The sequence below is a fragment of the Pseudomonas sp. BS3767 genome (assembly GCF_900099665.1).
GTDB classification, from domain to species: domain Bacteria; phylum Pseudomonadota; class Gammaproteobacteria; order Pseudomonadales; family Pseudomonadaceae; genus Aquipseudomonas; species Aquipseudomonas cerasi.
In genome coordinates, this window is sequence record NZ_FNCX01000012.1 from 100,519 (window position 1) to 124,623 (window position 24,105).

General features: G+C 57.9%; 23 protein-coding genes, 2 tRNA genes and 1 pseudogene. 8 read left to right on the top strand and 18 right to left on the bottom strand.

Features of this window, described 5'->3' with window-relative positions; all coding sequences use genetic code 11:
• Positions 1-59 precede the first annotated feature (59 nt).
• From BLR16_RS26060 to BLR16_RS26070, 3 genes are all read right to left on the bottom strand, one after another.
• Entirely contained in the window at positions 60-1,451 is a 1,392-nt protein-coding gene (locus tag BLR16_RS26060; RefSeq protein WP_074807005.1) for a DUF2130 domain-containing protein, read from the bottom strand.
• Between the two features lie 491 nt (positions 1,452-1,942).
• Positions 1,943-2,218, bottom strand: coding sequence for a hypothetical protein (locus BLR16_RS26065; protein WP_074807008.1), 276 nt, complete (start codon positions 2,216-2,218; stop codon positions 1,943-1,945).
• A gap of 131 nt (positions 2,219-2,349) precedes the next feature.
• A tRNA-Thr gene (locus BLR16_RS26070) sits at positions 2,350-2,425 on the bottom strand.
• 77 nt (positions 2,426-2,502) lie between these two features.
• Between BLR16_RS26070 and BLR16_RS26075 the strand changes: the two genes are divergently transcribed.
• From BLR16_RS26075 to BLR16_RS26085, 3 genes are all read left to right on the top strand, one after another.
• Positions 2,503-2,772, top strand: a complete 270-nt coding sequence (locus BLR16_RS26075; RefSeq protein ID WP_371125071.1) for a hypothetical protein — start codon at positions 2,503-2,505, stop codon at positions 2,770-2,772.
• A 410-nt stretch (positions 2,773-3,182) separates the two neighbouring features.
• Positions 3,183-4,208 (top strand): J domain-containing protein, encoded by a 1,026-nt coding sequence (locus BLR16_RS26080; protein ID WP_074807100.1) that lies wholly within the window; start codon positions 3,183-3,185, stop codon positions 4,206-4,208.
• Positions 4,209-4,638: 430 nt separating this feature from the next.
• Positions 4,639-4,965, top strand: coding sequence for a DUF6124 family protein (locus tag BLR16_RS26085; RefSeq protein ID WP_003434742.1), 327 nt, complete (start codon positions 4,639-4,641; stop codon positions 4,963-4,965).
• A gap of 295 nt (positions 4,966-5,260) precedes the next feature.
• On the opposite strand, the gene BLR16_RS26090 is transcribed toward BLR16_RS26085, so the two are convergent.
• From BLR16_RS26090 to BLR16_RS26110, 5 genes are all read right to left on the bottom strand, one after another.
• Complete coding sequence (locus tag BLR16_RS26090; protein ID WP_074807103.1) at positions 5,261-6,532, bottom strand: methyltransferase; 1,272 nt, start codon at positions 6,530-6,532, stop codon at positions 5,261-5,263.
• A gap of 1 nt (position 6,533) precedes the next feature.
• Positions 6,534-7,223: an ABC transporter permease gene (locus tag BLR16_RS26095; protein WP_003372237.1), complete on the bottom strand. Its 690-nt coding sequence runs from the start codon at positions 7,221-7,223 to the stop codon at positions 6,534-6,536.
• The gene (locus tag BLR16_RS26100) at positions 7,220-7,915 is read right to left on the bottom strand and encodes an ABC transporter permease (protein ID WP_003434735.1); all 696 of its coding nucleotides are present in this window, start codon (positions 7,913-7,915) and stop codon (positions 7,220-7,222) included. The genes BLR16_RS26095 and BLR16_RS26100 overlap by 4 nt, the downstream gene beginning before the upstream one ends.
• 66 nt (positions 7,916-7,981) lie before the next feature.
• Positions 7,982-8,746 (bottom strand): ABC transporter substrate-binding protein, encoded by a 765-nt coding sequence (locus BLR16_RS26105; RefSeq protein WP_002555783.1) that lies wholly within the window; start codon positions 8,744-8,746, stop codon positions 7,982-7,984.
• 13 nt (positions 8,747-8,759) lie between these two features.
• Positions 8,760-9,533 (bottom strand): ABC transporter ATP-binding protein, encoded by a 774-nt coding sequence (locus tag BLR16_RS26110; RefSeq protein WP_074807106.1) that lies wholly within the window; start codon positions 9,531-9,533, stop codon positions 8,760-8,762.
• 525 nt (positions 9,534-10,058) lie between these two features.
• Here BLR16_RS26110 and gabP point away from each other — a divergent pair.
• Positions 10,059-11,450, top strand: coding sequence for a GABA permease (gene gabP, locus BLR16_RS26125; protein ID WP_065348840.1), 1,392 nt, complete (start codon positions 10,059-10,061; stop codon positions 11,448-11,450).
• 56 nt (positions 11,451-11,506) lie between these two features.
• Here gabP and BLR16_RS26130 read toward each other — a convergent pair whose 3' ends face one another.
• The 10 genes and pseudogenes from BLR16_RS26130 to BLR16_RS26170 form a co-directional block, all read right to left on the bottom strand.
• Positions 11,507-11,992: a hypothetical protein gene (locus tag BLR16_RS26130; protein ID WP_074807109.1), complete on the bottom strand. Its 486-nt coding sequence runs from the start codon at positions 11,990-11,992 to the stop codon at positions 11,507-11,509.
• Positions 11,993-12,135: 143 nt separating this feature from the next.
• Positions 12,136-12,642: a methyl-accepting chemotaxis protein gene (locus BLR16_RS29410; protein ID WP_230081986.1), complete on the bottom strand. Its 507-nt coding sequence runs from the start codon at positions 12,640-12,642 to the stop codon at positions 12,136-12,138.
• 63 nt (positions 12,643-12,705) lie between these two features.
• Positions 12,706-13,482, bottom strand: a pseudogene (locus BLR16_RS29415) (PAS domain-containing protein); the annotation flags it as partial.
• Positions 13,483-13,793: 311 nt separating this feature from the next.
• Positions 13,794-14,072: a lipoprotein gene (locus tag BLR16_RS26140; protein WP_003318312.1), complete on the bottom strand. Its 279-nt coding sequence runs from the start codon at positions 14,070-14,072 to the stop codon at positions 13,794-13,796.
• 180 nt (positions 14,073-14,252) lie between these two features.
• Positions 14,253-14,696, bottom strand: a complete 444-nt coding sequence (locus BLR16_RS26145) for a helix-turn-helix domain-containing protein (protein ID WP_003372222.1) — start codon at positions 14,694-14,696, stop codon at positions 14,253-14,255.
• Positions 14,693-15,010, bottom strand: coding sequence for a DUF4258 domain-containing protein (locus BLR16_RS26150; protein ID WP_058400059.1), 318 nt, complete (start codon positions 15,008-15,010; stop codon positions 14,693-14,695). Before BLR16_RS26150 ends, BLR16_RS26145 begins: the two co-directional genes overlap by 4 nt.
• Before the next feature lie 361 nt (positions 15,011-15,371).
• Positions 15,372-15,447: transfer RNA gene (locus tag BLR16_RS26155), tRNA-Phe, on the bottom strand.
• A gap of 101 nt (positions 15,448-15,548) precedes the next feature.
• Positions 15,549-15,821 (bottom strand): oxidative damage protection protein, encoded by a 273-nt coding sequence (locus BLR16_RS26160; RefSeq protein WP_002555777.1) that lies wholly within the window; start codon positions 15,819-15,821, stop codon positions 15,549-15,551.
• Positions 15,818-16,885 carry an A/G-specific adenine glycosylase gene (gene mutY, locus BLR16_RS26165; protein WP_074807112.1) on the bottom strand — a complete coding sequence of 356 codons (1,068 nt, stop codon included), beginning with the start codon at positions 16,883-16,885 and terminating at the stop codon, positions 15,818-15,820. The genes BLR16_RS26160 and mutY overlap by 4 nt, the downstream gene beginning before the upstream one ends.
• Positions 16,886-16,978: 93 nt before the next feature.
• On the bottom strand, positions 16,979-19,204 hold the full coding sequence (locus tag BLR16_RS26170; RefSeq protein ID WP_092194610.1) for an AsmA family protein: 2,226 nt from the start codon (positions 19,202-19,204) through the stop codon (positions 16,979-16,981).
• Between the two features lie 495 nt (positions 19,205-19,699).
• Between BLR16_RS26170 and BLR16_RS26180 the strand changes: the two genes are divergently transcribed.
• The 4 genes from BLR16_RS26180 (at position 19,700) to hisH (ending at position 24,102) form a co-directional block, all read left to right on the top strand.
• Positions 19,700-21,361 (top strand): OFA family MFS transporter, encoded by a 1,662-nt coding sequence (locus tag BLR16_RS26180; RefSeq protein WP_074807118.1) that lies wholly within the window; start codon positions 19,700-19,702, stop codon positions 21,359-21,361.
• A 216-nt stretch (positions 21,362-21,577) separates the two neighbouring features.
• Complete coding sequence (locus BLR16_RS26185; RefSeq protein WP_003434710.1) at positions 21,578-22,777, top strand: amino acid aminotransferase; 1,200 nt, start codon at positions 21,578-21,580, stop codon at positions 22,775-22,777.
• 93 nt (positions 22,778-22,870) lie between these two features.
• Entirely contained in the window at positions 22,871-23,464 is a 594-nt protein-coding gene (gene hisB / locus BLR16_RS26190; protein WP_002551454.1) for an imidazoleglycerol-phosphate dehydratase HisB, read from the top strand.
• Positions 23,464-24,102 (top strand): imidazole glycerol phosphate synthase subunit HisH, encoded by a 639-nt coding sequence (gene hisH / locus BLR16_RS26195; RefSeq protein WP_003434704.1) that lies wholly within the window; start codon positions 23,464-23,466, stop codon positions 24,100-24,102. Before hisB ends, hisH begins: the two co-directional genes overlap by 1 nt.
• Positions 24,103-24,105: the final 3 nt, after the last annotated feature.

Genomic DNA, 24,105 nt, shown 5'->3' on the forward strand with positions numbered 1-24,105 from the left:
CACCTAATATTTTTAATTATTGATCCCAGGGCGATAGCGGAGGTTGTTCCTTATGCCTACTACGGGGCTTTTAAGTCAGCGAATTTTGCAGCCATTGTTGGGTTGTTGCGGTTAAGTTTTTTTATCGTAACGTCCTGCGCTTTATCGTTCGCCAAACGCAGGTTCCGGTCTGTGCCTAAAAGCGCTTCCTTTGTTTTTTGGAGGTGGTCGATTGATTTGTCGATTTCGCTAATAGCTGTCTGGAATCTTTTTGTGGCTAGATCATAGTTTTTTGAGAACGCTGATTTAAATGTTTCTAGTTCGGTTTCGAAGTTAGTGATGTCTATATTTTGTTCCTTCATTAGCGCAAGTTCAGATTTGTACTGTAAGGAGTTCATTGCTGCATTTCGTAGCAAAGTTATAATTGGGATAAAGAACTGAGGTCTGACTACGTACATTTTGGGGAATCTATGAAAGACGTCGACGATACCTGTATTATATAGCTCACTTTCGGGTTCTAATAGAGAGACTAGAACAGCGTACTCGCAACCTTTTTCAATACGATCTTTATCTAGCTCTTTTAGAAAGTCTTCATTCTTTTTCTTGTATGTAGTTTGATCATCTTCATTCTTCATTTCAAACATTATAGAAACTATATCTGTTCCCGCTTCATCCCAGTCGCGAAATACATAATCTCCTTTGCTTCCAGTTCGTGCGTCGTTGTCCTTTTCGAAGTATGCTCTTGGAAAAGCTGTAGCTCGGATACGATTGAACTCTGTTTCACAGTGCTGCTCTAGAGTTTCGCCAACCATTTTTGTCGAGAGGCGAGCCTTCAGATCTCTTAGACGTTCGATAGCGTCATCGCGATCTTTGATTTGCGTTTCATATTTGTCTTTCAGGGACTTTTCTGCAAGTTCTTTTTCTAGTTCGGCTTTCTCGAGTCCACTTTGCAGTTTGTCCCGTTCTTTTTCAATAGGACTAATTGCCTCTGCGATTGCAAATTTTTTCCCGATCTCGATGGATTCTATTTTAGACTTCAAATCTTGGATTTCAGCATCTTTAGCTGCGGTGGTCTTTTGCAATTCATTCAAAAGCTTCGCTTCTATTAATTGAGAAGAAGATTCTTGCTCTCGATGTATTTTCTCAAGTTCGTATGTAAGCGTATCGCGCTCTTTCTCCACACTGCTTAGCGCCTCACGGATCGCGAGCGTTCGCGCGACCTGTTCATTGCCAATACAGGATCGCAGTTCTTGAATCTCTGCGTCCTTGCTGGCATTCGCCTTTTGCAGTTCGCTAGCGGCCCTTGCAGTCGCAAGCTCAACAGCGTTCCGCTTTTCTCGCTCGGCTAGCTCAAGTCGTTCATGTAGTTGTTTCTCGAAATCGGTATCTCGAACTTGCTTCAGAATATCTGCATATCCAGCTTCATCGATTTTGAACGCCTTGGCGCAATGCGGGCAGATAATTTCATGCATTCTTCGCTTCCTTGCAGATTCCTGAGGTTTTCTTACGCTTAAGGACCGGCTTCTAGCTTCTGGCCTATGCGGTTAGCTTGCGTGTGTGCCGGAGTCTACCCCTAGTATCATCACCTCATTTGACTCTAGCACATGGCAGCGCGCTAACAAGGTAAGATAAACGACGTCGTTTTTAGACGTTGGCCCTAAAAGTTGTTTGGGTCCGCTCCCTTTGTTAGTTTTTATAACTATGCCTTAGGGTTCGAATACCCATGAATTTCCGTTTGCAGCGAGTTGCCGGCACGGGTGCGTTGACCAATATTCAAGATTTGTGAGCGCTGCCGATTCCGATGGTGAGGCCATCAACTTTGTAGCGGGGTGACGTGTTCGTGTGCGCTGTATTTGGTCTTGGGATCGTTGAGATCAAATTGGGGAGGCGAATTGCATCTGGTGAGTATGCAGGGGGCCATTTTCCCCTCTGGATAGGTTAGATTTTTGCCAGCGCTCTACCGCTAGGCTTGCACTTTGGTTGCTTCCTCACCTGATCTTGCGCGGGCGGTCACTTCAGAAGATCTACTGACCGAGAGACTGCCTCTTTTTCTAGGGGCCAGTATGAAAGATAGGGCTGCCGGAGTTGCTACCCACACCCCATACTCTTCCCAGCTCATGCCGAGGTACTCGTGCAGTTCGATGCCCCCACCGTCGTGGCCTTCGTGCCAGTCTTCCACGAACCGGTGGATATCTTCTTCCAGCACATCGCCCTTTAGGTAGAGCTCAGGAAATCTCATTTCAGCCTCCTGGCTCGACGTCGCAGATAGTGTCTCAATCTGGGTTTTCCAGCCCAAAACGAAAAAACCCGCCAAAAGGCGGGTTTTTCGGAGATTTCAAAGGCTGCAAAAACCACCTTTAAAACCTTGTATGGTGCCGGCACCAGGAGTCGAACCCGGGACCTACTGATTACAAGTCAGTTGCTCTACCAACTGAGCTATACCGGCGTAATGGGCTGCGAGTATATAGAGTCTGATGCGCTTGTAAAGCCTAGCTGTCTGATTCAGTTGAAAAAAATCGACCATTGGCGCTTCAGGTCGGATGTGGGCAGGTGGTGGTGCAGGACGTTTCTGTTGGTTTGGACGGATTGGTCTGTGTGGCAGGGCGGATGGCGTTGAATTCGGGCGTTGATTTTGCCGCTGGCGCACACGGCTTGTGCATCACGGAACGCTGGATTTTTCACCTGGCCTTGCAAACCGATATGTCTAGCCTTGATAGCTATCTGGCGCTCAAGAAGGCACCCATCCGCCCCCGCCATTTTTGGGCAGTTGCGGGGCAGGAGGGCTTTGCATAGGCTTGTTCTCAACGGCCCAGGCTACTGAGTCAGCAGCACGGGTCGTTGGCTTTTCAGCCAGGCAGATAAAGGACTATCTGATGAGTGATGCAATGGATCGTAACCAGGTTTGGGGTGTTGTTTGCCGCAGGCTGGTCATTCGCTGAGGAGTTGTTGAAGGATATTTGTAGTTGCGTATGGCCTGTTGGCTTTGCGCAGGGTGGGCTGAGGATGGCTGTCTGAATCGCATGAATGTGCGTCTGGACGCTCACGAAGGCTTCATCGATGTTTCAAGAAATGCCCGGATCCTCTGGATTCGGGCATTTTCCTGTGCGCTGGTTGCTGTTGCGTCGGATTTGCACTGGAGCTACCGGCTTTTTGGCCGATACAGCTGTATCGAAAATGGCAGTCGGCCATGGACAGCAAGTGCAATGCAGAGAACGCCTACGCATTACGAGCTGCTGAGTGTCGCTCGCGATGCCTCTCCTGAGCAGATCAAGAAGGCTTATCGCAAGCTGGCGCAGAAGCTGCACCCTGACAGGAATCCAGATCCTTACGCCTCGGAGATGATGGGCGTCGTCAACGCGTCTCACGATGTGCTGGCTGACCCTTCGCGGCGTGCGGCTTATGATGCGCAGCTCGCTGCCAACGAGCACAAGGCGCGTATGGACGCTGCGCGCCGCAAGCAGGCGCATGCAGCCCGTGGGCAGGCGGTGCATGTGTATGCGGCCACTTCTGCAGCCACTGCTGCTGCGCCGCCTCAGGCGGCTCGTGCGGGGCCGGCGCCCAAGTCTTCTTCCTATGCTTCTGCATCCCCTTCCCGTGACAAGCGTCGTCGCAGTGCGTGGCGTTGGGCGCTGTTGTTTGCGGTGTTCTGCGCGGGTGGCGCGTGGATGGGCTACGACCCGGGTGCAGGCAAGTCGTTTGTGCCGTCCGAGCCTGCGCCGGTTGCGCAGACGTGGGTCAAGCCCGCGCCTGTCATGCCTGCCGCGCCGGTTGAGGAGCCTGTAGCGAGCCCAGCCAAGACGGTGGATGCGGCGGCGTCCGAATGTGGCGTGCCGGCGCTTGATCCGATGGGCGCGCCGTGGCCGGACAAGGCGGGCTATGTGAAGGACATGCCGGTGCTCAAGGACAACGGCTGGTCGCAGATCACTGTGGATAACTCGGCGGGCGAGTCGGCGGTGTATGCCAAGGTCACGGATGCGGTGGGGCGCAGGGCGTTCCGGCATGCGTTTGTGCCGGCCGGGGCGGTGTTTGTGTTCGCCAAGATGGACCCGGGGCTGTACCTGCTCAAGTACAAGATGATGAGCACGGGCTGTGCTTTTGCGTCGGGCAGGATTTTGCTGGAGGAGACGCCGATGGGCAGTCAGATCAAGTCCAGTGCCTACAAGCTGACGTTGCGCAAGCTGCAGAACCGCAGTGTGCCGTTTGCGCGGTTGAAGGATGATCAGTTTTAGTAGTGAGTCATGACAGGAATGCGGCACTGCGTATTCAGTCTTCGCGAGCAAGCTCGCTCCCACGGGTTCTGCGCACGTGTGTTGAGATCATGTTTTGCAACGCTTTCAGGCCGGTTTTTGCAGGCACCGTCTCTTTCTTTTGAAGGACATTTCCGAGAGAATCCCAGACCGCTTGCGCCCCTCTGTCTGGGCTTCTAATCTCCGCCCCGTCGCTGCCCATCAGCGATCGGGTTTAGTCGCCCGGATTTGAGTTAAGGCGTATCGCGTCGCTGTTTTGTTCAGGTCTTCTTCCTGCACTCTATGGCGGCTGTGCGTGAGGGCACCTTCGGGTGCGCCGGTCTTAGCTCCCGGTCGACTAACCTTCGCACAGCTGCCACCTCACTCGTTTAGTCGCGACCCAGTGGCAGTTCCATTGAGGAGAGAGCTAAGCATGGTCAAAGTAACCCCCGATCCGCCCAACAAACCGTCCAGCGCCGCACCGGTCTTCGACAAGGCTGTGGTCAAGCGCGCCATGGAGTGTTACCTGCCAATCTCCCGACCGGCCAAGGAACCCCACGACAGCAAGTTCGACTTCATCAGCCTGGAAGCCACCCTGGTGCACGCGCTGGATTTTCTGCGCTGCGCATCGGCCACCGCTCACGAACTCGGCGATGAGCTGACCGGTTCGCAACGCGATCTGGCGTTCGCTTCCATGCACATGCTGGAAATGGCCAAGGTCATGGTCGAGCGCTCGCTGGAGTGTGTCGAAGAGGTCTGAAATCTTACGCCGGACAGCTCGTGCACAGGCGTCTGCGTGTGCACGATTGGGCCGCGCAAAACGCTTGCGCCAGAGCCTTTACCAAATCTTTATGCACAATTTGCTGATAAAGATTTGCGCAGTCGGGTAATTGTGTGCAGTCGGGTGCATTGAGCCGCAAGGCATTGTTTTTGCGGGTTACGGGAAGGATTGCGGAAAAAAATAAGGGGCTTCAGTAACTGGCGCGCCAAGCTTTAACGCACTCATCCACATTTTCATCAACAGACTTATCCACAGGTTGCTCAATCGATTTACGTCACGATTTTCGAGCCAGAATCAGCAGGTTGCGCGGTGTAATCCGGCTGTCACAGAAAGTGCCAACGCTCACGCTGTAACCCTGCTTACGCACATACATCGCTCTGTCCAGCACCAGCCACATCTCCAGCGGACGCCGAAACAGATCGCGGACCAGTTCCAGGTTGCGCACTTCGGCCAGTCTTTTCCAGCCAGCGGCCTCCAGCGCAGACCAGTCCTGTTGACCCGGTGCAGGCAGATGCTTGAGTTTTGCCAGATGGTTGCAGTAGTCCGCGTAGGACGCATCCAGCCAGGACGTTGGCAGCGACGGTGTGGGCAAGTAGTCATCGATGCTGCGCAGGCGGCGCTGCAGCAGGTCGAAGCCCAGGCGACGGGCCATCGAGATGTCGCGTTGACGGCGTACGCGCGCGCCGGCTGTCACGGTTTCACTGAGTGGCAGACCCAGCTCGTCTCGCGACAGCTTCAGGCCGGACGCCTTGCCCTCGCTGGACAGCGCCTGATAAAGGTCGTGCCGGGTGCGGTTATAGCAGCACGGCGCAATCGCCATGTGCCGACAGCCGGTCTGGCTGGCCAGCTCCATCAACTGAATGTGCAGGTCGCCGCAGGCATGCAGCGCCACAGGCGTGTGTTCGGGTTGCAGGTAGCGCCACGTGTCGTCGGCCATGACATCCTGCTGCACATGTCTGGCGTCGATGCCTTGCCGCATACTCAGGGCCAGGCCTGCTTCGATCAGCGCCGGGTCGTGCTCCAGACAGGTCAGACGCTGGCCGGGCCCGGTCAGGCGGCGCCCCAGATGGCCTTTGCCAGCGCACCAGTCCAGCCAGTGAGTTGTGCTGTCACGCATGTCCAGATGGCTGGCGAAGGCTTCGATCTGCTGCCACTTGCGCCCCGGCACATCGACGCTCATGCGCGGCTCGACCGGCTGCAGCGCATGCACGGGCAGTTCGGCGACGTGGCTCAGTGCGACGGCTTCGGCGGCCAGTTGCTTGAACGGGAAGGGCGCGTCGAGGTGTTCCGGGTGATTGTGCGCGGCCTCGGCCTGTTCCAGCGTGCGTTGTCGCAGCCAGTGCGCGAGGTCAGGGTATTTGTCTTCCCATGGCAGGGCCAGATGCGTGAACGGCTTGGGTCGCCACAAGGCCTGATGCGCGAACAGGAAGCTGTCCAGCGCACCAAAGTGGCTGCTGAGGTGTTCATCCTGCAAGCGAGGTTCAGAGGGCATGGTGGCGGCCTCGTGTGGCAAGGTGCTGACTGGATCGACGCCAGCACCTTTCATATCAGCGACCCTGGCTTGCGTCTACACGCAATAGTTTTTCCAGCAGCCGGAAGCCCTGCACCAGCACGAAGGTCATGACCAGGTAGAACATGCCGGCGGCGAAGAAGATTTCCACCGGCAGGTAGGTGCGGGCGATGATCGTGCGCGCCATGCCGGTCAGTTCCAGCAGGGTGACGGTGCTGGCCAGCGCACTGGCCTTGAGCATCAGGATCACTTCGTTGCTGTAGGCCGGCAGGCCGATGCGTGCTGCGCGTGGCAGGACGATGTAGAACAGCGCCTTCCATTTCGACATGCCCAGCGCCCGTGCCGCTTCTATTTCACCTGGCGGCACCGCCTGCATGGCGCCACGCAGGATTTCGGCGATGTAGGCGGCGGTGTGCAGGGTCATGGTCACCACGGCACACCAGAACGGGTCGCGCAGGTACGGCCACAACGCACTCTGGCGCACCGACTCGAACTGCGCCAGCCCGTAATAGACCAGAAACAGTTGCACCAGCAGCGGCGTGCCGCGGAAGAAAAAGATGTAGGCGTAGGGCAGGGCGCGCACCGGCCAGTGACGCGATGCACGGGCAATGCCCATCGGGATGGCGAGGATCAGCCCGGCGATGACGGCAATCGCCACCAGCTCCAGGGTCAAGGTTGCGCCCTGTGCCAGGCGTGGCAGCCACTTGATGATGACTTCCCAGTTCATGACGCGCTCCTCAGAAAGCCGCGACTGGCGCGCTTCTCAAGGAAGTACATGCCGGCCATGGCCAGCACGGTCAGGCCCAGGTACATGAAGGCTGCGACCATATAGAAGGTGAACGCCTGCTTGGTGAAGCCCACGGCGATCTGCGCGTGGCGCATGATTTCTTCCAGGCCGATCACCGAGACCAGCGCGGTGTCTTTCATCAGAATCATGAACAGGTTGCCCAGACCGGGCAGGGCGATGCGCCACATCTGCGGCAGGACCAGTTTGAAGAGGATGCGCGAGCGTGACATGCCCAGCGCCAGCCCGGCTTCACGATGGCCTTTGGGGATGGCCAGAATCGCGCCGCGAAACACTTCGGTCGCGTAGGCACCGAAGCAAATGCCCAGGGCGATGACCCCGGCAGCAAAGGCGCTCAGGGCCAGGTCAGGAATGTCGAACAGGTTGCCCAGAGCGCGCATGCCGTTGACGGTGCCGAAGTAAATCAGCAACACCCAAAGCAGTTCGGGAATGCCGCGTACCAGGGTCGAGTAGGTACTGCCCAGCCATTGCAGTGGCTTGTAGGGCGAGGTCTTGGCCAAGGCACCGAGCAGTCCGAGTATCAGCCCCAGGCACAGGGCCGAGAGTGCAAGCTGGACCGTCATCAGCGCGCCAGCCGCAAGGGCCGGGCCGAATCCGTGGAGATCAATGTTCATGGGCAGGCTTTGTCAGGGCCGGTCGCCGCGCTTCGACAGGAAGCGGCGGCGACGCGGTCAGGTGAATCAGAGGATGCTGAAAGGGAAATACTTGTCGTTGATCTTCTTGTAGGTGCCGTCAGCGATGATTTCTTTCAGGGCCGCGTTCAAGCGCTCGCGCAGGGCGTCGTCACCCTTGCGCACGGCGATGCCGATCTTGTCGTCTTCAACGACAGGCTCGCCCTTGAACTCGAAGTTCTGACCCGCTTCGCTTTTCAGCCACTCGAAGCTGACGTATTTGTCGGCCAGCATGGCGTCGACGCGACCGGAGGACAGGTCGAGGAAGGCGTTTTCCTGAGTGTCATAGAGCTTGGCGTCCATGATCCCGAGCTTGTCTTCCAGCCAAGTGGCGGCCAGTGTCGAGCGCTGTGCACCCACTGACTTGCCGGCAAGGCTCTCTTTGGCTTTTTCAGTGCTCGATACGTCGATCGAGGAGGTTTTCGGCGCAATGAATTGCAGCTTGTTCGAGTAATACGGGTTGGTGAAATCGACCACCTGCTTGCGTTCTTCGGTGATCGACAGCGACGAGATCAGGAAGTCGAACTTGTTGGCCATCAACGCCGGGATGATGCCGTCCCAGTCTGACGTCACCGCTTCGCACTCGACCTTCATCCTGGCGCACAGGGCCTGGCCGATTTCATAGTCGAAGCCCACCACCTGGCCACTCGCGTCCTTGTTGTTGAACGGCGGGTAGGCACCTTCGATGCCCATTTTCATTGTTTCAGCAAAGGCACTGCCGCTGAAGGCAAGGGTGGCCGCTGCGATCAGCAAGATCTTTTTGTACGACTGCATGGGTGTTGCTCCGTTAGCGGTGACTCGACATGAATTGTTTGCACCTTGCCGACAGCGGGTTTTCGAACACTTGCTGCGGTGTGCCCTGTTCTTCGACCATTCCCTGATGCAAAAACACCACTTCACTTGATACCTGACGTGCAAAATTCATTTCGTGGGTCACCAGCAGCATGGTCCGGCCTTCTTCAGCCAGTGCGCGGATGACGCCGAGTACTTCCTGAACCATCTCCGGGTCGAGGGCCGAGGTCGGCTCGTCGAACAGGATAACCTTTGGTTGCATGGCCAGCGTACGCGCAATGGCGGCGCGTTGCTGCTGTCCGCCGGAAAGTTGCGCGGGGTAGGCATGGCGCTTGTCGGCGATACCGACCTTGGCCAGCAATTCTTCAGCCACCGCAATGGCCTCGGCCTTGCTCTGACCGAGCACGCGACGCGGGGCTTCGATGATGTTATCGAGCACGCTCATGTGCGGCCACAGGTTGAAATTCTGGAACACGAAGCCGATCTGGCTGCGCAAGCGATTGATCTGCCGGTTATCGGCGGCAATCATGTCGCCGTTGCGCGCGGCCTTGAGCTTCAATTCTTCGCCGGCCACCAGAATCTGGCCCTGATGCGGGTTTTCCAGCAGGTTGATGCAGCGCAGCAACGTGGACTTGCCGGAACCGGAGGAGCCGAGGATCGATATGACGTCGCCGTCGCGAGCCGTCAGCGAGATGCCTTTGAGCACCTCAAGCTGATCGTAGCGCTTGTGCAGGTTGCGGATTTCCAGGGCGGGCGTGGCCTCGGCCATGTGGGGTCCTCATTGAAGTGTGCGCGCTGGCTGCCAGCGAACGCCAAGCTAGCACAGCGTTTAAAGGACAACCATCGACGTCTGGCGTCCAGCGTGGAGGCGCTCGACGGGTTGTCTCATCCGGGCAGCGGACGGTCGCAAGAAGGCAAGCATGATGCCCTGTAAAACAGGGGCGTGCGCGAAAAAGGCGCGATGTTGCCAGCTTTGGCCTGGTGTTGGAAGTAGCATTTGCTGAGCGGCGGTCTGATTTCTGCACCATGTTTGCGCTTGGAAGAAGGTTTGGGGCATTTTTGGTGCGTGCATGTAGACGAGTCTGAGGCGTTTGGTAACAAATCCTACAGACAGCTAAGAAAAGCCATCGTCTTGCATGTTTCACGGGTCAAGCCACAGGCCTCGTATTCTCTAAGCGACGTCGTTTTCGAAATATTTTGGCGCAATTCTTGCGTCAAATATAAAGAACGGCACCGTAGGTTTCTTTTTACGTAACGCTCCGGTGTGCCTCGCTCGTCTTGCACAGGTGGTTTTATGAGCAGTACCGCTAACTCTTCCGAGCTCGAACAAGGGCTGAAACCTCGACACATTACGATGCTGTCGATTGCTGGCGTGATTGGCGCCGGTTTGTTCGTCGGCTCCGGCCACGCGATTGCCGAAGCCGGCCCTGCCGTGCTGCTGGCGTATGCCGCTGCGGGTACGCTGGTGGTGCTGGTGATGCGCATGCTGGCCGAAATGGCCGTTGCCTCGCCTGACACCGGTTCGTTTTCAACCTATGCCGACCGCGCTATCGGTCACTGGGCCGGTTTCACTATCGGCTGGTTGTACTGGTGGTTCTGGGTGCTGGTGATTCCACTGGAGGCCAACGCTGCTGCAACCATCCTGCACGCCTGGTTCCCCAACATCGCGATCTGGATGTTCACGCTGGTCATCACGCTGGTGTTGACGGCGACCAACCTGTTCAGCGTGAAGAACTACGGTGAGTTCGAGTTCTGGTTCGCGCTGATCAAGGTCGTGGCGATCATCGCGTTCGTGGTGCTGGGTGTTGCGGCGATCTTCGGTCTGCTGCCCACCAGCAACGTCAGCGGTGTCAGCCATCTGTTCGACACCGGCGGCTTCCTGCCCAACGGTATGGGCGCAGTGCTGGCAGCGATGCTGACCACCATGTTCTCGTTCATGGGCACCGAGATCGTGACCATCGCAGCGGCCGAGTCCAAGAACCCTGGCAAGCAGATCACCAAGGCCACCAACTCGGTGATCTGGCGGATCTTCCTGTTCTATCTGGTTTCGATCTTCATCGTGGTGTCGCTGGTGCCGTGGAACGACCCGCGCCTGGCCGAGGTGGGTTCTTATCAGACCGTGCTCGATGCAATGGGCATTCCGAACGCCAAGTTGATTGTTGACCTGGTGGTATTGGTTGCTGTGACCAGCTGCCTGAACTCGGCCCTGTACACCGCTTCGCGCATGCTGTTCTCGCTGGGCAAGCGCGGCGATGCGCCTGCCGTGTCGAAGCGCACCAGCAAGGGCGGTACGCCTCACTGGGCGGTGCTCATGTCGACTGCGGCGGCTTTCCTGACCGTGTTCGCCAACTACATCGCGCCTGCGGCCGTATTCGATTTCCTGCTCGCCAGCTCCGGTGCCATCGCATTGCTGGTGTATCTGGTGATCGCGGTGTCGCAGCTGCGTATGCGCCAGAAGCGCATTGCTGCAGGCGAGGCCATCGACTTCAAGATGTGGCTGTTCCCATGGCTGACCTGGGCTGTGATCGCGTTCATCGTCGCGGTGCTGACCATCATGCTGCTGCAGGAAGAGCATCGCCTCGAAATCGTCGCCACCGGCGTACTCAGCCTGTTGGTGATCGGCGCTGGCCTGATCGTATCGCGTCGCCGCAAGGCCGGTCGCGTGGGCGCTGCTGCGCTGGGTTGACGCGCCCTTGGGCGGATGACGCTCGTGCCAATGCCGCGCATTGGCACGATCTTGCATCAGCGTGCGGCTCTGGTGTCTCTCTTCATCAGCAGGTCGGACGCCAGCGTGTAATCCTTCTGGAAGGCAGGGCTTTCGATCCACTCGATTGCACTGTCTTCGTCCTCATCGTGGTACATCGCGCGGTACACGATAAGCAGGCCCATCATAAAGTCCGTGGCCGGGTCCTCGTCCTCTTCGGAAATCACCAGTGCCAGCACCGGGTATTGCAGGAAGACGACGCACAGCGCCAGCTGGCTGATGGCCTCCGCTTGCTTCATGGCCGTGAACAGGTCGTCGTAGTCAGCCGGGTCAAAACCGTTCTCGACAATGTCGCTGAAGTCGAAGGTATTGAGGTCGAGTTCGACGTCATCGAACGGCTGGTTGACCAGTGCCGAGGCAAACACCGGATGAACCAGGCTGGTTGCAGCCTTGTCCGAGCGGTTCTGCTTGGCCTTGATCTTTGCGCGCTTGGCACGTTTTTGCTGCTTGTCTGGCGAGGCCATGAGCGGTCCTTTGGCTGGCGTGAGGTGCAATGGCCGCTATTGAAGCGCAGACGAGCCCGATAACCAAGGTTTGTGCGGTAATTGGTGGGCGATAAAAAACCCGCAGCGCGCGGGTTTTTGATTTGCGGGGTGTTACCGACGCGTCACCGTTTGCCCGGCTTTGCGAACGCTTCGGCTTCATCCATGCGGTTGGCGAACATGCTGACGGCTTCGACCGCATCGCTTGCGCCATCGCGGATCTGCACGATGACCTGCCCGGCCTGGTCTGCCAGTATCACACCGCGAATGGCTCCTTCCTGAGTCGCGCCCATGCTTGCCACGGCTTCGCGTGTTTCGGCGAGGATCTTGCCAATCATTTCGGCAATCTCGGTGGTCGAGCCGCTGGTACGTCCCGCCAGTTGCCTGACTTCGTCGGCCACCACGGCAAACCCGCGGCCCTGGTCACCCGCCCGAGCCGCCTCGATGGCTGCGTTGAGCGCCAACAGGTTGGTCTGATCGGCAATGCCGCGAATGGTGTTGACGATGGCGGTGATCTGCTCGGAGCGATCACCCAGCTGACTCACCAGCTTTGCCGATGCACCGATGTTTTCGGAGATTTGGCGCATCTCCCGCGCCGTGTCTTGAATGACCAAGGTTCCCTGTTCAGCCACTTTCTCGGTTTCTGCCGAGATATGGTAAGCGCGCGATGCACCGTGTGCGTCCGCTTCCTGTTTTTCAACGCGGTGGGTGATGTCGCTGGCGAACTTGACGATTTTGTAGAGTTTGCCGTCGACATCAAAAACCGGGTTGTACGTCGCTTCCAGCCAGACAACCCGACCCTGTTTGCCGATGCGTTTGAACTGGTCGCCGATGAACTCGCCGTGGTTCAGCTTGCGCCAGAACTCGGCGTACTCCGGGCTGTTGACCAGTGCCGGCTCGCAGAAGGTTCGGTGGTGTTTACCCTTAATCTCGTTCAGCGCATAGCCCATGACGTTCAGGAAGTTGTTGTTGGCCGTAATCACATTGCCGTTGGGCTCGAATTCGCAGATAGCCATCGCGCGGTCTACCGCTGCCAGCTTGCTGTTGGTTTCGTTCTCCAGCATCACGCGTGCGGTGACATCCAAGGCGTACTTGACCACCTTGACGACGTTGCCCTGCGCGTCAACGACCGGGTTGTAGCTGGCTTCAAGCCAGACGCTGTGACCGTTCTTGCCAACGCGTTTGAAGGTGCCGGAGATAAATTTCCCGGCCTTCAGGGATGCCCAGAGGTCAGCATACTCGCGGCTGCGGAGCATCTCCGGTTCGCAGAAGTCGCGATGCGTCTTGCTTGCCAGCTCTTCGGCGCGATAGCCCATCGCCGCGAGGAAGTTATCGTTGGCCCGTAGGATCTTGCCATCGAGGCTCAGCTCGACCACCGCCATCGACTTTTCCAGCGCGCTTGTCAGTCCGTTGAGTCCATCTACCTGGGCCTTCATGGCCGTCAGCTCAGCTTTGTTCTTATTTCCGAACATAACGTGCCCCTCGGTGTGTTTGCGGACCTACTGTGATGAGGCTATCGACTCGAAAGGCTGCAGCATGAATGCGCATTGCAACAATTGAAAAAATAAATCAAGTATTTTTTGGCGCCAGAGACGCGCGCGGAGCTGATTTGTCGACAAAAGCATGCGGCAATAAGTGCGGGGCTGGTGCGCATAGGGGCTGCTCGCCAAATTCCGGACAAAGAAAAGCCCGCGATGGGGGAGCGGGCTTAAGGATTCACACTTGGGAGCAGCTCTACAATGACGCGGCCGCTGTGAAAACTTTGTGAAGAGTTTTCACTGTTTTACTTTTTTTCAGGCTGAATGGTGTTGGTCACTTCGGAGGTCGGCACGAAGGTCTTCGACTCTTCGGCAGCCGCTTCCTTGGACTCGGCTTTATCCTTGGCCGCTTCGGTGTTCTCTTTGGCCGCTTCGTTCACTTTGTCCTGAGCAGACTCCATCTTCTCCTGGGATTTCTCCTGATGCGCCTGAGCGTCCTGTGCCTTCTGTTCGGATTTGCTGTCGCAGGCAGCCAGACCCAGAGTGGCGGCGAGGATGAGGGCGGAGGCGGTTAACTTGAGCACGGAATTTTCCTTGTGGAAGCAAATGTATGGCTTCGAGGGTGGGCGGGGAAAATTAGTTCAATGGGATGGCGGTGGCAGGGCTCTGGATGGCGGGTATGAGTAGCAGAAGGCTGTTGTGATCTTCTGAAGTGTTGCCTTGAACGGCACCTTTACATGCCGCCAGACTAATCACCCTGTGAGTCAAGCGACTTTCAGCTCGGACTCTTTCCACTGTGTTCCGTCCAATTCGAACGCGGCTCCTTCGTGGGGTTGTGCATTTCGTTCGAAGATGATCGGACCAAAATTGGCGTGGATATAGGCAGCGTAAAAAGCCCTCATGGCAACGTCAGCTGGTCCCGGTATTTCTTGAGATTCGCGCTTTTCCCAGTTGGCAATGGTCTGCACATCGACCCGGAAAATGGCTGCAGCCTCCTCCTGAATGAGGTCCTGCTCCTTTCTCAAAAAGCGAAACTGACGCCCGGTCATTGGCGTTTTCTGGCCAATGATATCCACAGCTATCGCTCGATGAAGTCCGTCGATATCTTCGATCTTCACACCTTCGCCGTATGGCGTTTCGAGGATCGTATAACCATTTTTCAAGAAGATGCCGTCCAGTCCACTGCCTTTATATTTGTACATTTTCATACCTCCCACACCGTAATTGCGAAAAGCTCGTCAGGCTCAGGACTTGGATTGACGGCTACTACCATGCAGACAACATCTCTCGGCGCGAGCTCGCTCATCCGGAACTCGAAGTTGCCATGCTTCTCGCTGTACGTAGGCCCTCGGATGATTGCTCCTCGACGCAGGCATCTCAGGGCCTCCGTGGCGGTTATGCCGCGCTCATAGAGGCGCTCCAGGCAATGCTCGCGAAAAACGACTTTGGAGGAGTCTCTTGCCAGGACATGAACAAGATCCTCAAGTTGCTGCTTGCTCCACAAGGGCTGCCTGTTTTTCATGCTGCCTATAATCCTTATAGGTGACACCATAGTAGGGTGTCGTCCTTGCGTCGTAAATAATGATTATTTTCCGCTTGAGGCGTCGCGCTTGGAGCCTTTGGAATTAGCGGGTTTTGGTTTGCCGAGGCTTGGCTACCTTGTCACGCGCCGCGAAATGCGGGCAAGCGAATAAGCCGGATGGCGGCCGACGTGCGGCGCAGGAAGAGTCGACACGTGCAGTAGTCTGATTCTACTGGTCTCTTCTGCGCGCGCAGGGTGCAGACACGTCTGTCATTCAAAAAAACCAGACAACAAAAAGCCCGCACGAGGCGGGCTTCTTGTGTGCTTTCAGGTGTGCTTGGCATCACCTGAAAACGAAAGGTGGTGCCCAGAGACGGAATCGAACCGCCGACACGGGGATTTTCAATCCCCTGCTCTACCGACTGAGCTATCTGGGCAACGGGGCGCATTAGACGTGTTTTTCAGGAGGTCGTCAAGCGTGTTTTTTAAAAAATTTGAATTATTACCGACGCTTACGACCTTCACTGCGTGAAACGCTTTATTTTTCGGGGGGAACGTAGCCTTCGGCCTGGGCGTATTCTTCGCCGGAGAGAAACTTGTCCATCTCGGTCTGGAGGAATTTACGGTCTTCGGCGTTCATCATGTTCAGGCGACGCTCGTTGATCAGCAGGGTCTGGTGTTTCTGCCAGTCGGCCCAGGCTTTCTGCGAGACGTGGTTGAAGATGTCCTCGCCCTTGGCGCCCGGATACGGGGCGCGTTCCAGGCCGGGCAGTTCTTCTTTGTATTTGCGGCACATTACGGTGCGGGTCATGACGACTCTCCTGCGTTCAATACGTCGGCTGCGCGTTTGAGCAGCTTTTTCACCGGGGCGGCAAGGCCCAGGCGTGGCGGGGTGGCGAGGTTATACCAGAGCCAGTCGGCCTCGGCCACGTGATCGGTGGACTCCTGGACCTTGACCAGCCAGGGTTCGATGCTCAACTGGAAGTGGCTGAAAGTGTGGATCAGCCCCGGCATTTCATGGTGCTCGCCCAGTTGCAGCGCGTGTTGGATGGCCAGGTGCTGAAGGTCATCGAAGTCATCCAGTTCCGGCAGGCTCCACAGGCCGCCCCACAAGCCGCTGGAAGGTCGACGATAAAGCAGGATCGCGCCGTCTTCGTTGGCGAGCATCGGCATGAGCGTGCGTTTCTGCGGCACGGTCTTGCGCGGCTTGGGGATCGGGTAGCGCGTTTCCAGGCCCAGCATGTGCGCCTCACAACTGCGCTCCAGCGGGCAGAGCAGGCAGCTCGGTTTGCTGCGGGTGCAGAGCGTGGCCCCCAGGTCCATCATCGCCTGGGTATAGTTGTTGACCCGGCGGTGCGGCGTGAAGCGTTCAGCGGTGGCCCACAGCTGTTTGGCCACCTTCGGTTCGCCAGGGTAGCCCTCTTGCGCGGTGAAGCGCGCCAGCACGCGTTTGACGTTGCCATCGAGGATCGGCGCGCGAATGCCCATGCTCAGGCTGGCAATCGCGCCTGCGGTGGACAGGCCGATGCCGGGCAGCAGAATGAGTTTTTCGACATCGCGGGGAAACTCGCCGCCATGGTCGGCGACCACGATTTTTGCCGTTTTCTGCAGGTTGCGGGCGCGGGTGTAGTAACCCAGCCCGGTCCACAGGTGCAGCACTTCGTCCTCGGGCGCGTCGGCCAGCGCCTGCACGGTCGGCAGGGCCTCCATGAAGCGGTCGAAGTAATTCAGAACGGTGCTGACCTGGGTCTGCTGCAGCATGATTTCCGACACCCAGACCCGGTACGGCGTGATGTCTTGTTGCCAGGGCAGGTCATGTCGGCCATGACGGTCGTACCAGTCCAGCACGGCGCTGGAGAATTGTTCGGGTTGCATGGCCTGGAGGGCTCTCGTCTGGATATGGGTGGTGATATGAACGGTCGTGCCAGCGGAGCGCCGCGAGGGCGCTCCTGAGCAGTTCACGTTGCCCTAGCGCTTGAACAGTCCCTTGAGGGCGTCCTTGAGCTCGGGGCTGACCTTGTCACCGAGTTTGTCGTTCAGCTTGTCCTCGAGCTTCTCGCTGATCCGGTCGCCCGCCAGTTTCGCAGCGATCTGGCCGACACCTTCCTTGTCCAGACGGCAAGCCTTGGCGCCCAGTTCCAGAGGGCCGCGGCACTGCACCGGCCACTCGATGCCGACAAAGCGCGGATTGATCTCGCAGGCCGGGTCCGGCATATCGCTCTTGTCGCCTTCGACAATGATGCCGACGCGGTAATTCATGCCCAGTACGCGCAGGTCGACGTCGCCGTTACCGTTGACGGCCATTCCCGGCGTACGAACCTTGAGGTCCGGATTGCTGGCCACGCCGTTGCGTATCACCAGATTGCCGTTGAGCTGCTGGAAAGGGGTGTCCTTGGCGCGCGGTTCGCCGCTAAGCGTCTTGCGGTTGAGGATCGAAATACCCTTGCACAGCTGCTGCTCCAGGTTGGCATTGACCAGTACGCCGTTATTGAGCGCAAAACTGGCGGTGCCGTTCAGGCTGTCGATCAGGGCTTTTTCGCTGTTGCCTGTACCGGTCAGGTTGCTGTCGAGGTTCAGCAGGCCACGCACTGGCGGCGTCTGGCCCTGGCTTTCCAGAATGCGTTCGACCGGTACTTTGGCAATGCGCGTCTGCACCGTGGCCACAGGCGTGTCCGGACGCGCATCCAGATTGCCCTTGACCTCGAAGTTGCCGTTGTACAGGTCGCCACTCAACGTATCGACCTTGATAAGGCCACCGTTGGCCTGGGTCTTGAACGCTGCGTTGTCGATGGGCAGTTTGTTCAGGGTCAGTTTGCCGAAGCTCAGGTCAGCCTCGACATCCAGCGTACGCAAGCGCTCCAGCGGCAGCAGCCTGGCAGTGCTCCAGGCGGCCTTGGTCGGTTGTTCGGGCAGCGGTGAATCACCCGCAGCAGCGGCGGCTTCACCGGACTGAACCTCGGATTTGCGCGCGGCCTTGGCACCTTTGCTTTCTTCGCTCTCAGCCGGACGATAGCGGTCGGCGTCGAAGGTATCGCCCTTGAGCTGGACACGCAGCGCCTGTTTGGCGAAGTCGTCCACGGCGATGCGACCCGTGAAGGTGCTGTCGTCGACTTTCAGGTTGAGGTTGTCCAGCGCAAGGCTGGTAGGCGTACCCGCCAGGCGCGTGACCATTTCAACCTTGCTCAGCGCGCCCTCGGACATGGCTGGCAACGGCTGACCGATGTTCTCGAAGAACGCGCGCAGATCGAGCTGGGCAATGGACAGGCCGCCGCTGATCTGTGGCGTTTTGTCCAGATCGCGGGCGCGCAGTTCGCCGAGTGCACGCAACTGGTTGGCCGAGACTTTGAGGCTGTTCCATTCAGCGATATTGGCAGCCAGGTCAACGAGCAACTGGCCCTGCGCCGAGAAGGTCACGGTCTTGCCTTGCAGCGGCTCGCCGGCGACTTCACCGGACAGGCGCATGTCTTCGAATTGATAACGCTTGAGCACGCGGTCCATGCGCAGCTCGCCGACCAGCTCGGTCTTGGCGCGCACGACGGGCTGGTTGGTGCTTAGAAAGGCCGTCAGTTTGATCGGGATATCGGACGCCTCACGAATCGGCCCGGTACTCAGCTGAATGCTCTCGGCCATGAAGGTCCTGCCTTTTCGGGCATCGCTGTAATCCACGCGGGCGTTGTTGACGGTCAGGCTGTCGATATCCAGGCGGATCGGCTGGGAAGGGCGATCCGTTTTGGGCGCGTCCGGAGCCGGGGCAGGTGTTGTCTCGCCAGATGTTTCAGTGCTTGCCACGGCAGGCTTGCCGATGTCTTCCCAGTTGCCATGACCGTTTTCATCGCGATGCAGGGTCAGGTTCAGGCCTTCGACGCGAATGTCGCTCATCTGTACCTGGCGACGAAGCAATGGCAGGACGCGTACGGACAGGCCGAGCATCTGCACATCGGCGAACGGCTGATCGGGAGCGGTCAGGGTGGCGACATGGGCGTCGTGCAATTCCAGGCCGAGCCAGGGAAACAGGCTCCAGCCGATATCGCCGTTGAGCGTCAGCTCGACGTTGGCCTTGTCGCGTGCCAGCTGGCGAATCTCGTCTTTGTAGTCGTTGGGATCAAACAGGTGGGTCAGGGCGAAGCCGAGAGCCACGATGATCAGCAACAACCCGAGAATAAACAGCCCCAGGATTTTGCCGAACGCTTTCATGGGCGAGTCCTTGTGTCGATGTTCAAAAATAGCCCACGAGTATACCGCTCTGACGAGCCTGTCGGGCTGCGGATACCGTTATTGCTGTCCGGCCTCCGGTTCAAGACGCTGGCACCGTGCGCCACTACGCCTGAGAGCAGATGAAAAATGTGCGTCGCCTCGTCTCGATATATCTTCCGAATCTTCGCGCACCGGCCGAATAGCCACACAGGTGCGCCCAACTAAGCCCAAAGCAGCTTTTCGATAATGCTTAATTGGTTGCATCTATGGCTCGATAGAGCACGTGGATTAACGTGTGAAAATAGATATTAAAAAGCATGTAGCGAGATGCTTATTTGCCATCAGACAGTGATAGTCTCCGTTTTTGCTGGCTAGGGTGCGTCTTTTTGTCACGTATCCGGATAACCTGCCGATAAAACAGACATGGCCGCTCGGCACTGAGTCTGTGGCGGACCAGCGGACCATCTGCGAGCTTCACACATTGGGGTAATTATAATGAGCACAAGCACAGCCTTGGGCGGCGCAGCCGTTCAACCTGCGTTCTTGTCCAAAGAGCGCATTATCGCCAAGCCAGGTTTCAACCGTTGGCTTGTTCCACCTGCAGCACTGGCCATCCATCTTTGTATCGGTATGGCTTACGGCTTCTCGGTATTCTGGTTGCCGCTGTCGAAGGCTATCGGTGTTACGGCACCTGTCGCTTGCACACCGGACATGGGTTTTTTCGCGCAGATGTTCGCGTCGACCTGTGACTGGCAGATCTCCATGCTGGGCTGGATCTACACACTGTTTTTCATCTTCCTGGGTTGCTCGGCTGCCATTTGGGGTGGCTGGCTGGAGCACGCAGGTCCACGCAAGGCGGGTGTGGTTTCGGCACTTTGCTGGTGTGGTGGCTTGCTGATTTCCGCACTGGGCATTTATACGCACCAGATCTGGCTGATGTGGCTGGGCTCGGGTGTGATCGGCGGTATCGGTCTGGGGTTGGGCTATATCTCCCCGGTGTCGACCCTGATCAAGTGGTTCCCGGACAAGCGCGGCATGGCGACCGGCATGGCGATCATGGGCTTTGGCGGCGGCGCGATGGTGGGTGCACCGCTGGCTACGGCTCTGATGGGTCACTTCGCTTCGGCTGAAAGCGTGGGCGTATGGCAGAGCTTCGTGGTGATGGCGGTGATTTACTTCATCTTCATGATCGGCGGTGCACTGGGCTACCGCGTTCCGCCAACCGGCTGGAAGCCTGAGGGCTGGACCGCTCCGGCTGCCAAGGCCAAGAACTCGATGATCACCAACCGTCACGTGCACGTCAGCGTGGCCTGGAAGACACCGCAGTTCCGTCTGGTCTGGCTGGTGCTGTGCCTGAACGTATCGGCCGGTATCGGCATCCTGGGCATGGCTTCGCCGCTGCTGCAGGAAGTCTTCGCTGGCAAACTGCTGGGCGTCGACCTGACCTTCAGCCAGCTCAATGCCGACCAGCTGAAAGCCATTGCTGCGATCGCAGCCGGCTTCACGGGGCTGTTGAGTCTGTTCAACATCGGCGGTCGTTTCTTCTGGGCTTCGTGCTCGGACTTCATCGGTCGCAAGGCAACCTACTTCGTATTCTTCGCACTGGGCTTCCTGCTTTATGCGTCGGTTCCGACCCTGAGCCATATGGGTAGCATCGCGCTGTTCGTGGCCGCGTTCTGCATCGTGCTGTCGATGTACGGTGGCGGTTTTGCCACAGTTCCGGCTTATCTGGCTGACCTGTTCGGTACGCAGATGGTCGGTGCGATTCACGGTCGTCTGCTGACTGCCTGGGCTGCGGCCGGTGTGCTCGGCCCGGTATTGGTCAACTACCTGCGTGAGTACCAACTCGCCCACGGTGTTGCACGTGCCGATGCCTATGACATCACCTTGTACATCCTCTCGGGTCTGCTGGTGCTGGGCTTTATCTGCAACCTGCTGATTCGTCCGGTTGCCGACAAGTACTTCATGACCGACGCCGAGCTGGCGGCTGAACAAGCCATCGGTCACGACAAGGGTGCCAACGCCACGACTTCGCTGGAGTGGAAAGCATCCGCAGGTAGCAAGCCGCTGGTCATCGCCGCCTGGCTGGCCGTAGGCATCCCGCTGGCGTGGGGCGTCTGGATTACCCTGCAAAAAACCGCAGTGCTGTTCCACTAAAAGCCTGCCGGTAACAGAAAAGCGCTTGCACCTCGGTGCAGGCGCTTTTTTTTGCCTGGGTTTTTGGTGCACTGCGCTTTTGATCATCGCGTCCGGATTTTATTCGTCGCGATAGTCATATTCAGTTGACCCTATGTACTCGATGCACTGCCCGTTCCGGTGCATACGCTGCTACATTAGTCAGCCCTGATTTTATTGCCCGAAGGAGTTGTTTGCATGCTAGCCCACGTGGAGTCATACGCCGGTGATCCGATCCTTTCGCTGATGGAGACCTTTGGCAAGGACTCGCGTGCGGACAAGGTCAATCTGAGCATCGGTCTGTATTACGACGCACAGGGTCGCATTCCGCAATTGGCCTGTGTAGCAACGGCGCAACAGCAACTGGCCGAAGGCGAGCAGGCAGCGTCCGTGTACCTGCCGATGGAAGGCCTGGCGGCGTATCGGCAGGCGGTGCAAACCCTGTTGTTCGGTGCCGATCACCCGCTGGTTCAGGCAGGCCGTGTGGCCACCATTCAAACCGTGGGCGGCTCGGGGGCACTCAAGATAGGTGCCGATTTCCTCAAGTATGCATTTCCGGACTCGCAGGTGTGGGTCAGCGACCCGACCTGGGAAAACCATAACGCGCTGTTCGGCGGAGCGGGCTTCAAGGTCAACGCGTACCCGTACTTCGATGCCCAGACGGGTGGCGTGAGGTTCGAGGCCATGCTCGACACGGTGCAGGGGCTGCCGGCGCAGAGCATCCTCCTGCTGCACCCGTGCTGCCATAACCCGACCGGTGCCGATCTGACGGTGGCGCAATGGGACCGCCTGATCGAAGTGATCAAGGATCGTCAGCTCATTGCGTTCCTGGATATCGCCTATCAGGGTTTCGGCAAAGGCATGGACGAAGACGCCTATGCCATCCGGGCGATGGCCAACGCAGGTATCACAACGCTGGTCAGTAACTCGTTCTCGAAAATCTTCTCGCTGTATGGCGAGCGGGTAGGCGGGCTGTCGGTGGTCTGTGAAGACGCGGCCTCCGCTGCCAACGTATTCGGCCAGCTCAAGGCGACCGTGCGCCGCAACTACTCCAGCCCGCCTGCACATGGCGCGTTTCTGGTGTCGAAAGTGCTCAACACACCGCACTTGCGCGAGCAGTGGCTGGGCGAAGTCGAGGCCATGCGTCTGCGTATCATCGACATGCGCACGCGTCTGGTCGAGGTGCTGGCGCAGAAGGTCTCCGGCCACGATTTCAGCTTTATCCTCAGGCAGAACGGGATGTTCAGCTACACCGGTCTGACCCCGCAGCAAGTCGATGAACTGAAAGATGTTCACGGCATTTACATGCTGCGCAGTGGTCGGGTATGCATGGCCGGTTTGAATGAAGGGAATATCGACAAGGTATGTAACGCAATCGCGAGCCTCTTCGCCCGTTAAATACCCTGCTGGTCGTCTGTTTGCTTCATGGCGGGCGCTTCTGGGCCTATAATGCTCGCCTTTTTTTCGCCCAATGATTTTGCGGAGCTGGTGATGGCCGAACGTAAGGCGTACGTCGAGCGCAATACTCTGGAAACCCAGATCAAAGCCTCGATCAACCTGGATGGTACCGGAAAGGCCCGATTCGATATCGGCGTGCCTTTTCTTGAGCACATGCTCGACCAGATCGCCCGGCACGGGCTGATCGATCTGGACATCGAATGCAAGGGTGACCTGGCAATCGACGACCACCACACGGTGGAAGACGTCGGCATCACCGTGGGCCAGGCGTTCAGCCAGGCGATCGGCGACAAGAAGGGCATTCGTCGTTACGGCCACGCCTACGTGCCGCTTGACGAAGCGCTGTCGCGCGTGGTCATCGATTTCTCCGGGCGTCCGGGCCTGCAGATGCATGTGCCGTACACCCGCGCCACTGTAGGCGGCTTCGACGTGGACCTCTTTCAGGAGTTCTTCCAGGGCTTCGTTAACCACGCGAACGTGACGCTGCACATCGACAACCTGCGTGGCACCAACACTCACCACCAGATCGAGACCGTGTTCAAGGCTTTCGGTCGTGCGCTGCGCATGGCGGTCGAGCTGGATGAGCGTATGGCCGGACAGATGCCATCGACCAAGGGTGTGCTCTGATGCAGACAGTTGCGGTCATCGATTACGGCATGGGCAACCTGCACTCTGTCGCCAAGGCGCTGGAGCATGTGGGCGCAGGCCGTGTGCTGATTACCAGTGACGCCAAGGTGATTCGCGAAGCCGACCGCATCGTTTTTCCGGGTGTGGGCGCGATTCGCGACTGCATGGCCGAGATTCGCCGTCTGGGCTTTGATTCGCTGGTCAGGGAAGTCAGCCAGGACCGTCCGTTTCTGGGGATCTGCGTCGGTATGCAGGCGTTGCTCGACAGCAGCGAGGAGAACGGCGGTGTGGACTGCATCGGCATGTTTCCTGGCCAGGTAAAGTTTTTCGGCAAGGACCTGCACGAAGAGGGCGAGCACCTGAAAGTGCCGCACATGGGCTGGAACCAGGTCGCTCAGGCGGTGGATCACCCGCTGTGGCATGACATTCCTGATCAGGCGCGTTTCTACTTCGTGCACAGTTTCTATATCGATGCCGCCAATCAGCGTCAGGTGGTCGGACGTGGTCACTACGGCCTCGATTTCGCCGCTGCGCTGGCCGACGGTTCGCGTTTTGCGGTGCAATTCCACCCTGAAAAGAGCCACACCCACGGCCTGCAGTTGCTGCAGAACTTCGCCGCCTGGGATGGTCGCTGGTAAGCG

What these genes read in the sequence shown, in the direction of transcription:
- BLR16_RS26060 (WP_074807005.1), bottom strand. Translation starts at nt 1,451, where the DNA reads ATGCATGAAATTATCTGCCCGCATTGCGCCAAGGCGTTCAAAATCGAT.
- BLR16_RS26065 (WP_074807008.1), bottom strand. Translation starts at nt 2,218, where the DNA reads ATGAGATTTCCTGAGCTCTACCTAAAGGGCGATGTGCTGGAAGAAGAT.
- BLR16_RS26080 (WP_074807100.1), top strand. Translation starts at nt 3,183, where the DNA reads ATGCAGAGAACGCCTACGCATTACGAGCTGCTGAGTGTCGCTCGCGAT.
- BLR16_RS26085 (WP_003434742.1), top strand. Translation starts at nt 4,639, where the DNA reads ATGGTCAAAGTAACCCCCGATCCGCCCAACAAACCGTCCAGCGCCGCA.
- BLR16_RS26090 (WP_074807103.1), bottom strand. Translation starts at nt 6,532, where the DNA reads ATGAAAGGTGCTGGCGTCGATCCAGTCAGCACCTTGCCACACGAGGCC.
- BLR16_RS26095 (WP_003372237.1), bottom strand. Translation starts at nt 7,223, where the DNA reads ATGAACTGGGAAGTCATCATCAAGTGGCTGCCACGCCTGGCACAGGGC.
- BLR16_RS26100 (WP_003434735.1), bottom strand. Translation starts at nt 7,915, where the DNA reads ATGAACATTGATCTCCACGGATTCGGCCCGGCCCTTGCGGCTGGCGCG.
- BLR16_RS26105 (WP_002555783.1), bottom strand. Translation starts at nt 8,746, where the DNA reads ATGCAGTCGTACAAAAAGATCTTGCTGATCGCAGCGGCCACCCTTGCC.
- BLR16_RS26110 (WP_074807106.1), bottom strand. Translation starts at nt 9,533, where the DNA reads ATGGCCGAGGCCACGCCCGCCCTGGAAATCCGCAACCTGCACAAGCGC.
- gabP (WP_065348840.1), top strand. Translation starts at nt 10,059, where the DNA reads ATGAGCAGTACCGCTAACTCTTCCGAGCTCGAACAAGGGCTGAAACCT.
- BLR16_RS26130 (WP_074807109.1), bottom strand. Translation starts at nt 11,992, where the DNA reads ATGGCCTCGCCAGACAAGCAGCAAAAACGTGCCAAGCGCGCAAAGATC.
- BLR16_RS26145 (WP_003372222.1), bottom strand. Translation starts at nt 14,696, where the DNA reads ATGAAAATGTACAAATATAAAGGCAGTGGACTGGACGGCATCTTCTTG.
- BLR16_RS26150 (WP_058400059.1), bottom strand. Translation starts at nt 15,010, where the DNA reads ATGAAAAACAGGCAGCCCTTGTGGAGCAAGCAGCAACTTGAGGATCTT.
- BLR16_RS26160 (WP_002555777.1), bottom strand. Translation starts at nt 15,821, where the DNA reads ATGACCCGCACCGTAATGTGCCGCAAATACAAAGAAGAACTGCCCGGC.
- mutY (WP_074807112.1), bottom strand. Translation starts at nt 16,885, where the DNA reads ATGCAACCCGAACAATTCTCCAGCGCCGTGCTGGACTGGTACGACCGT.
- BLR16_RS26170 (WP_092194610.1), bottom strand. Translation starts at nt 19,204, where the DNA reads ATGAAAGCGTTCGGCAAAATCCTGGGGCTGTTTATTCTCGGGTTGTTG.
- BLR16_RS26180 (WP_074807118.1), top strand. Translation starts at nt 19,700, where the DNA reads ATGAGCACAAGCACAGCCTTGGGCGGCGCAGCCGTTCAACCTGCGTTC.
- BLR16_RS26185 (WP_003434710.1), top strand. Translation starts at nt 21,578, where the DNA reads ATGCTAGCCCACGTGGAGTCATACGCCGGTGATCCGATCCTTTCGCTG.
- hisB (WP_002551454.1), top strand. Translation starts at nt 22,871, where the DNA reads ATGGCCGAACGTAAGGCGTACGTCGAGCGCAATACTCTGGAAACCCAG.
- hisH (WP_003434704.1), top strand. Translation starts at nt 23,464, where the DNA reads ATGCAGACAGTTGCGGTCATCGATTACGGCATGGGCAACCTGCACTCT.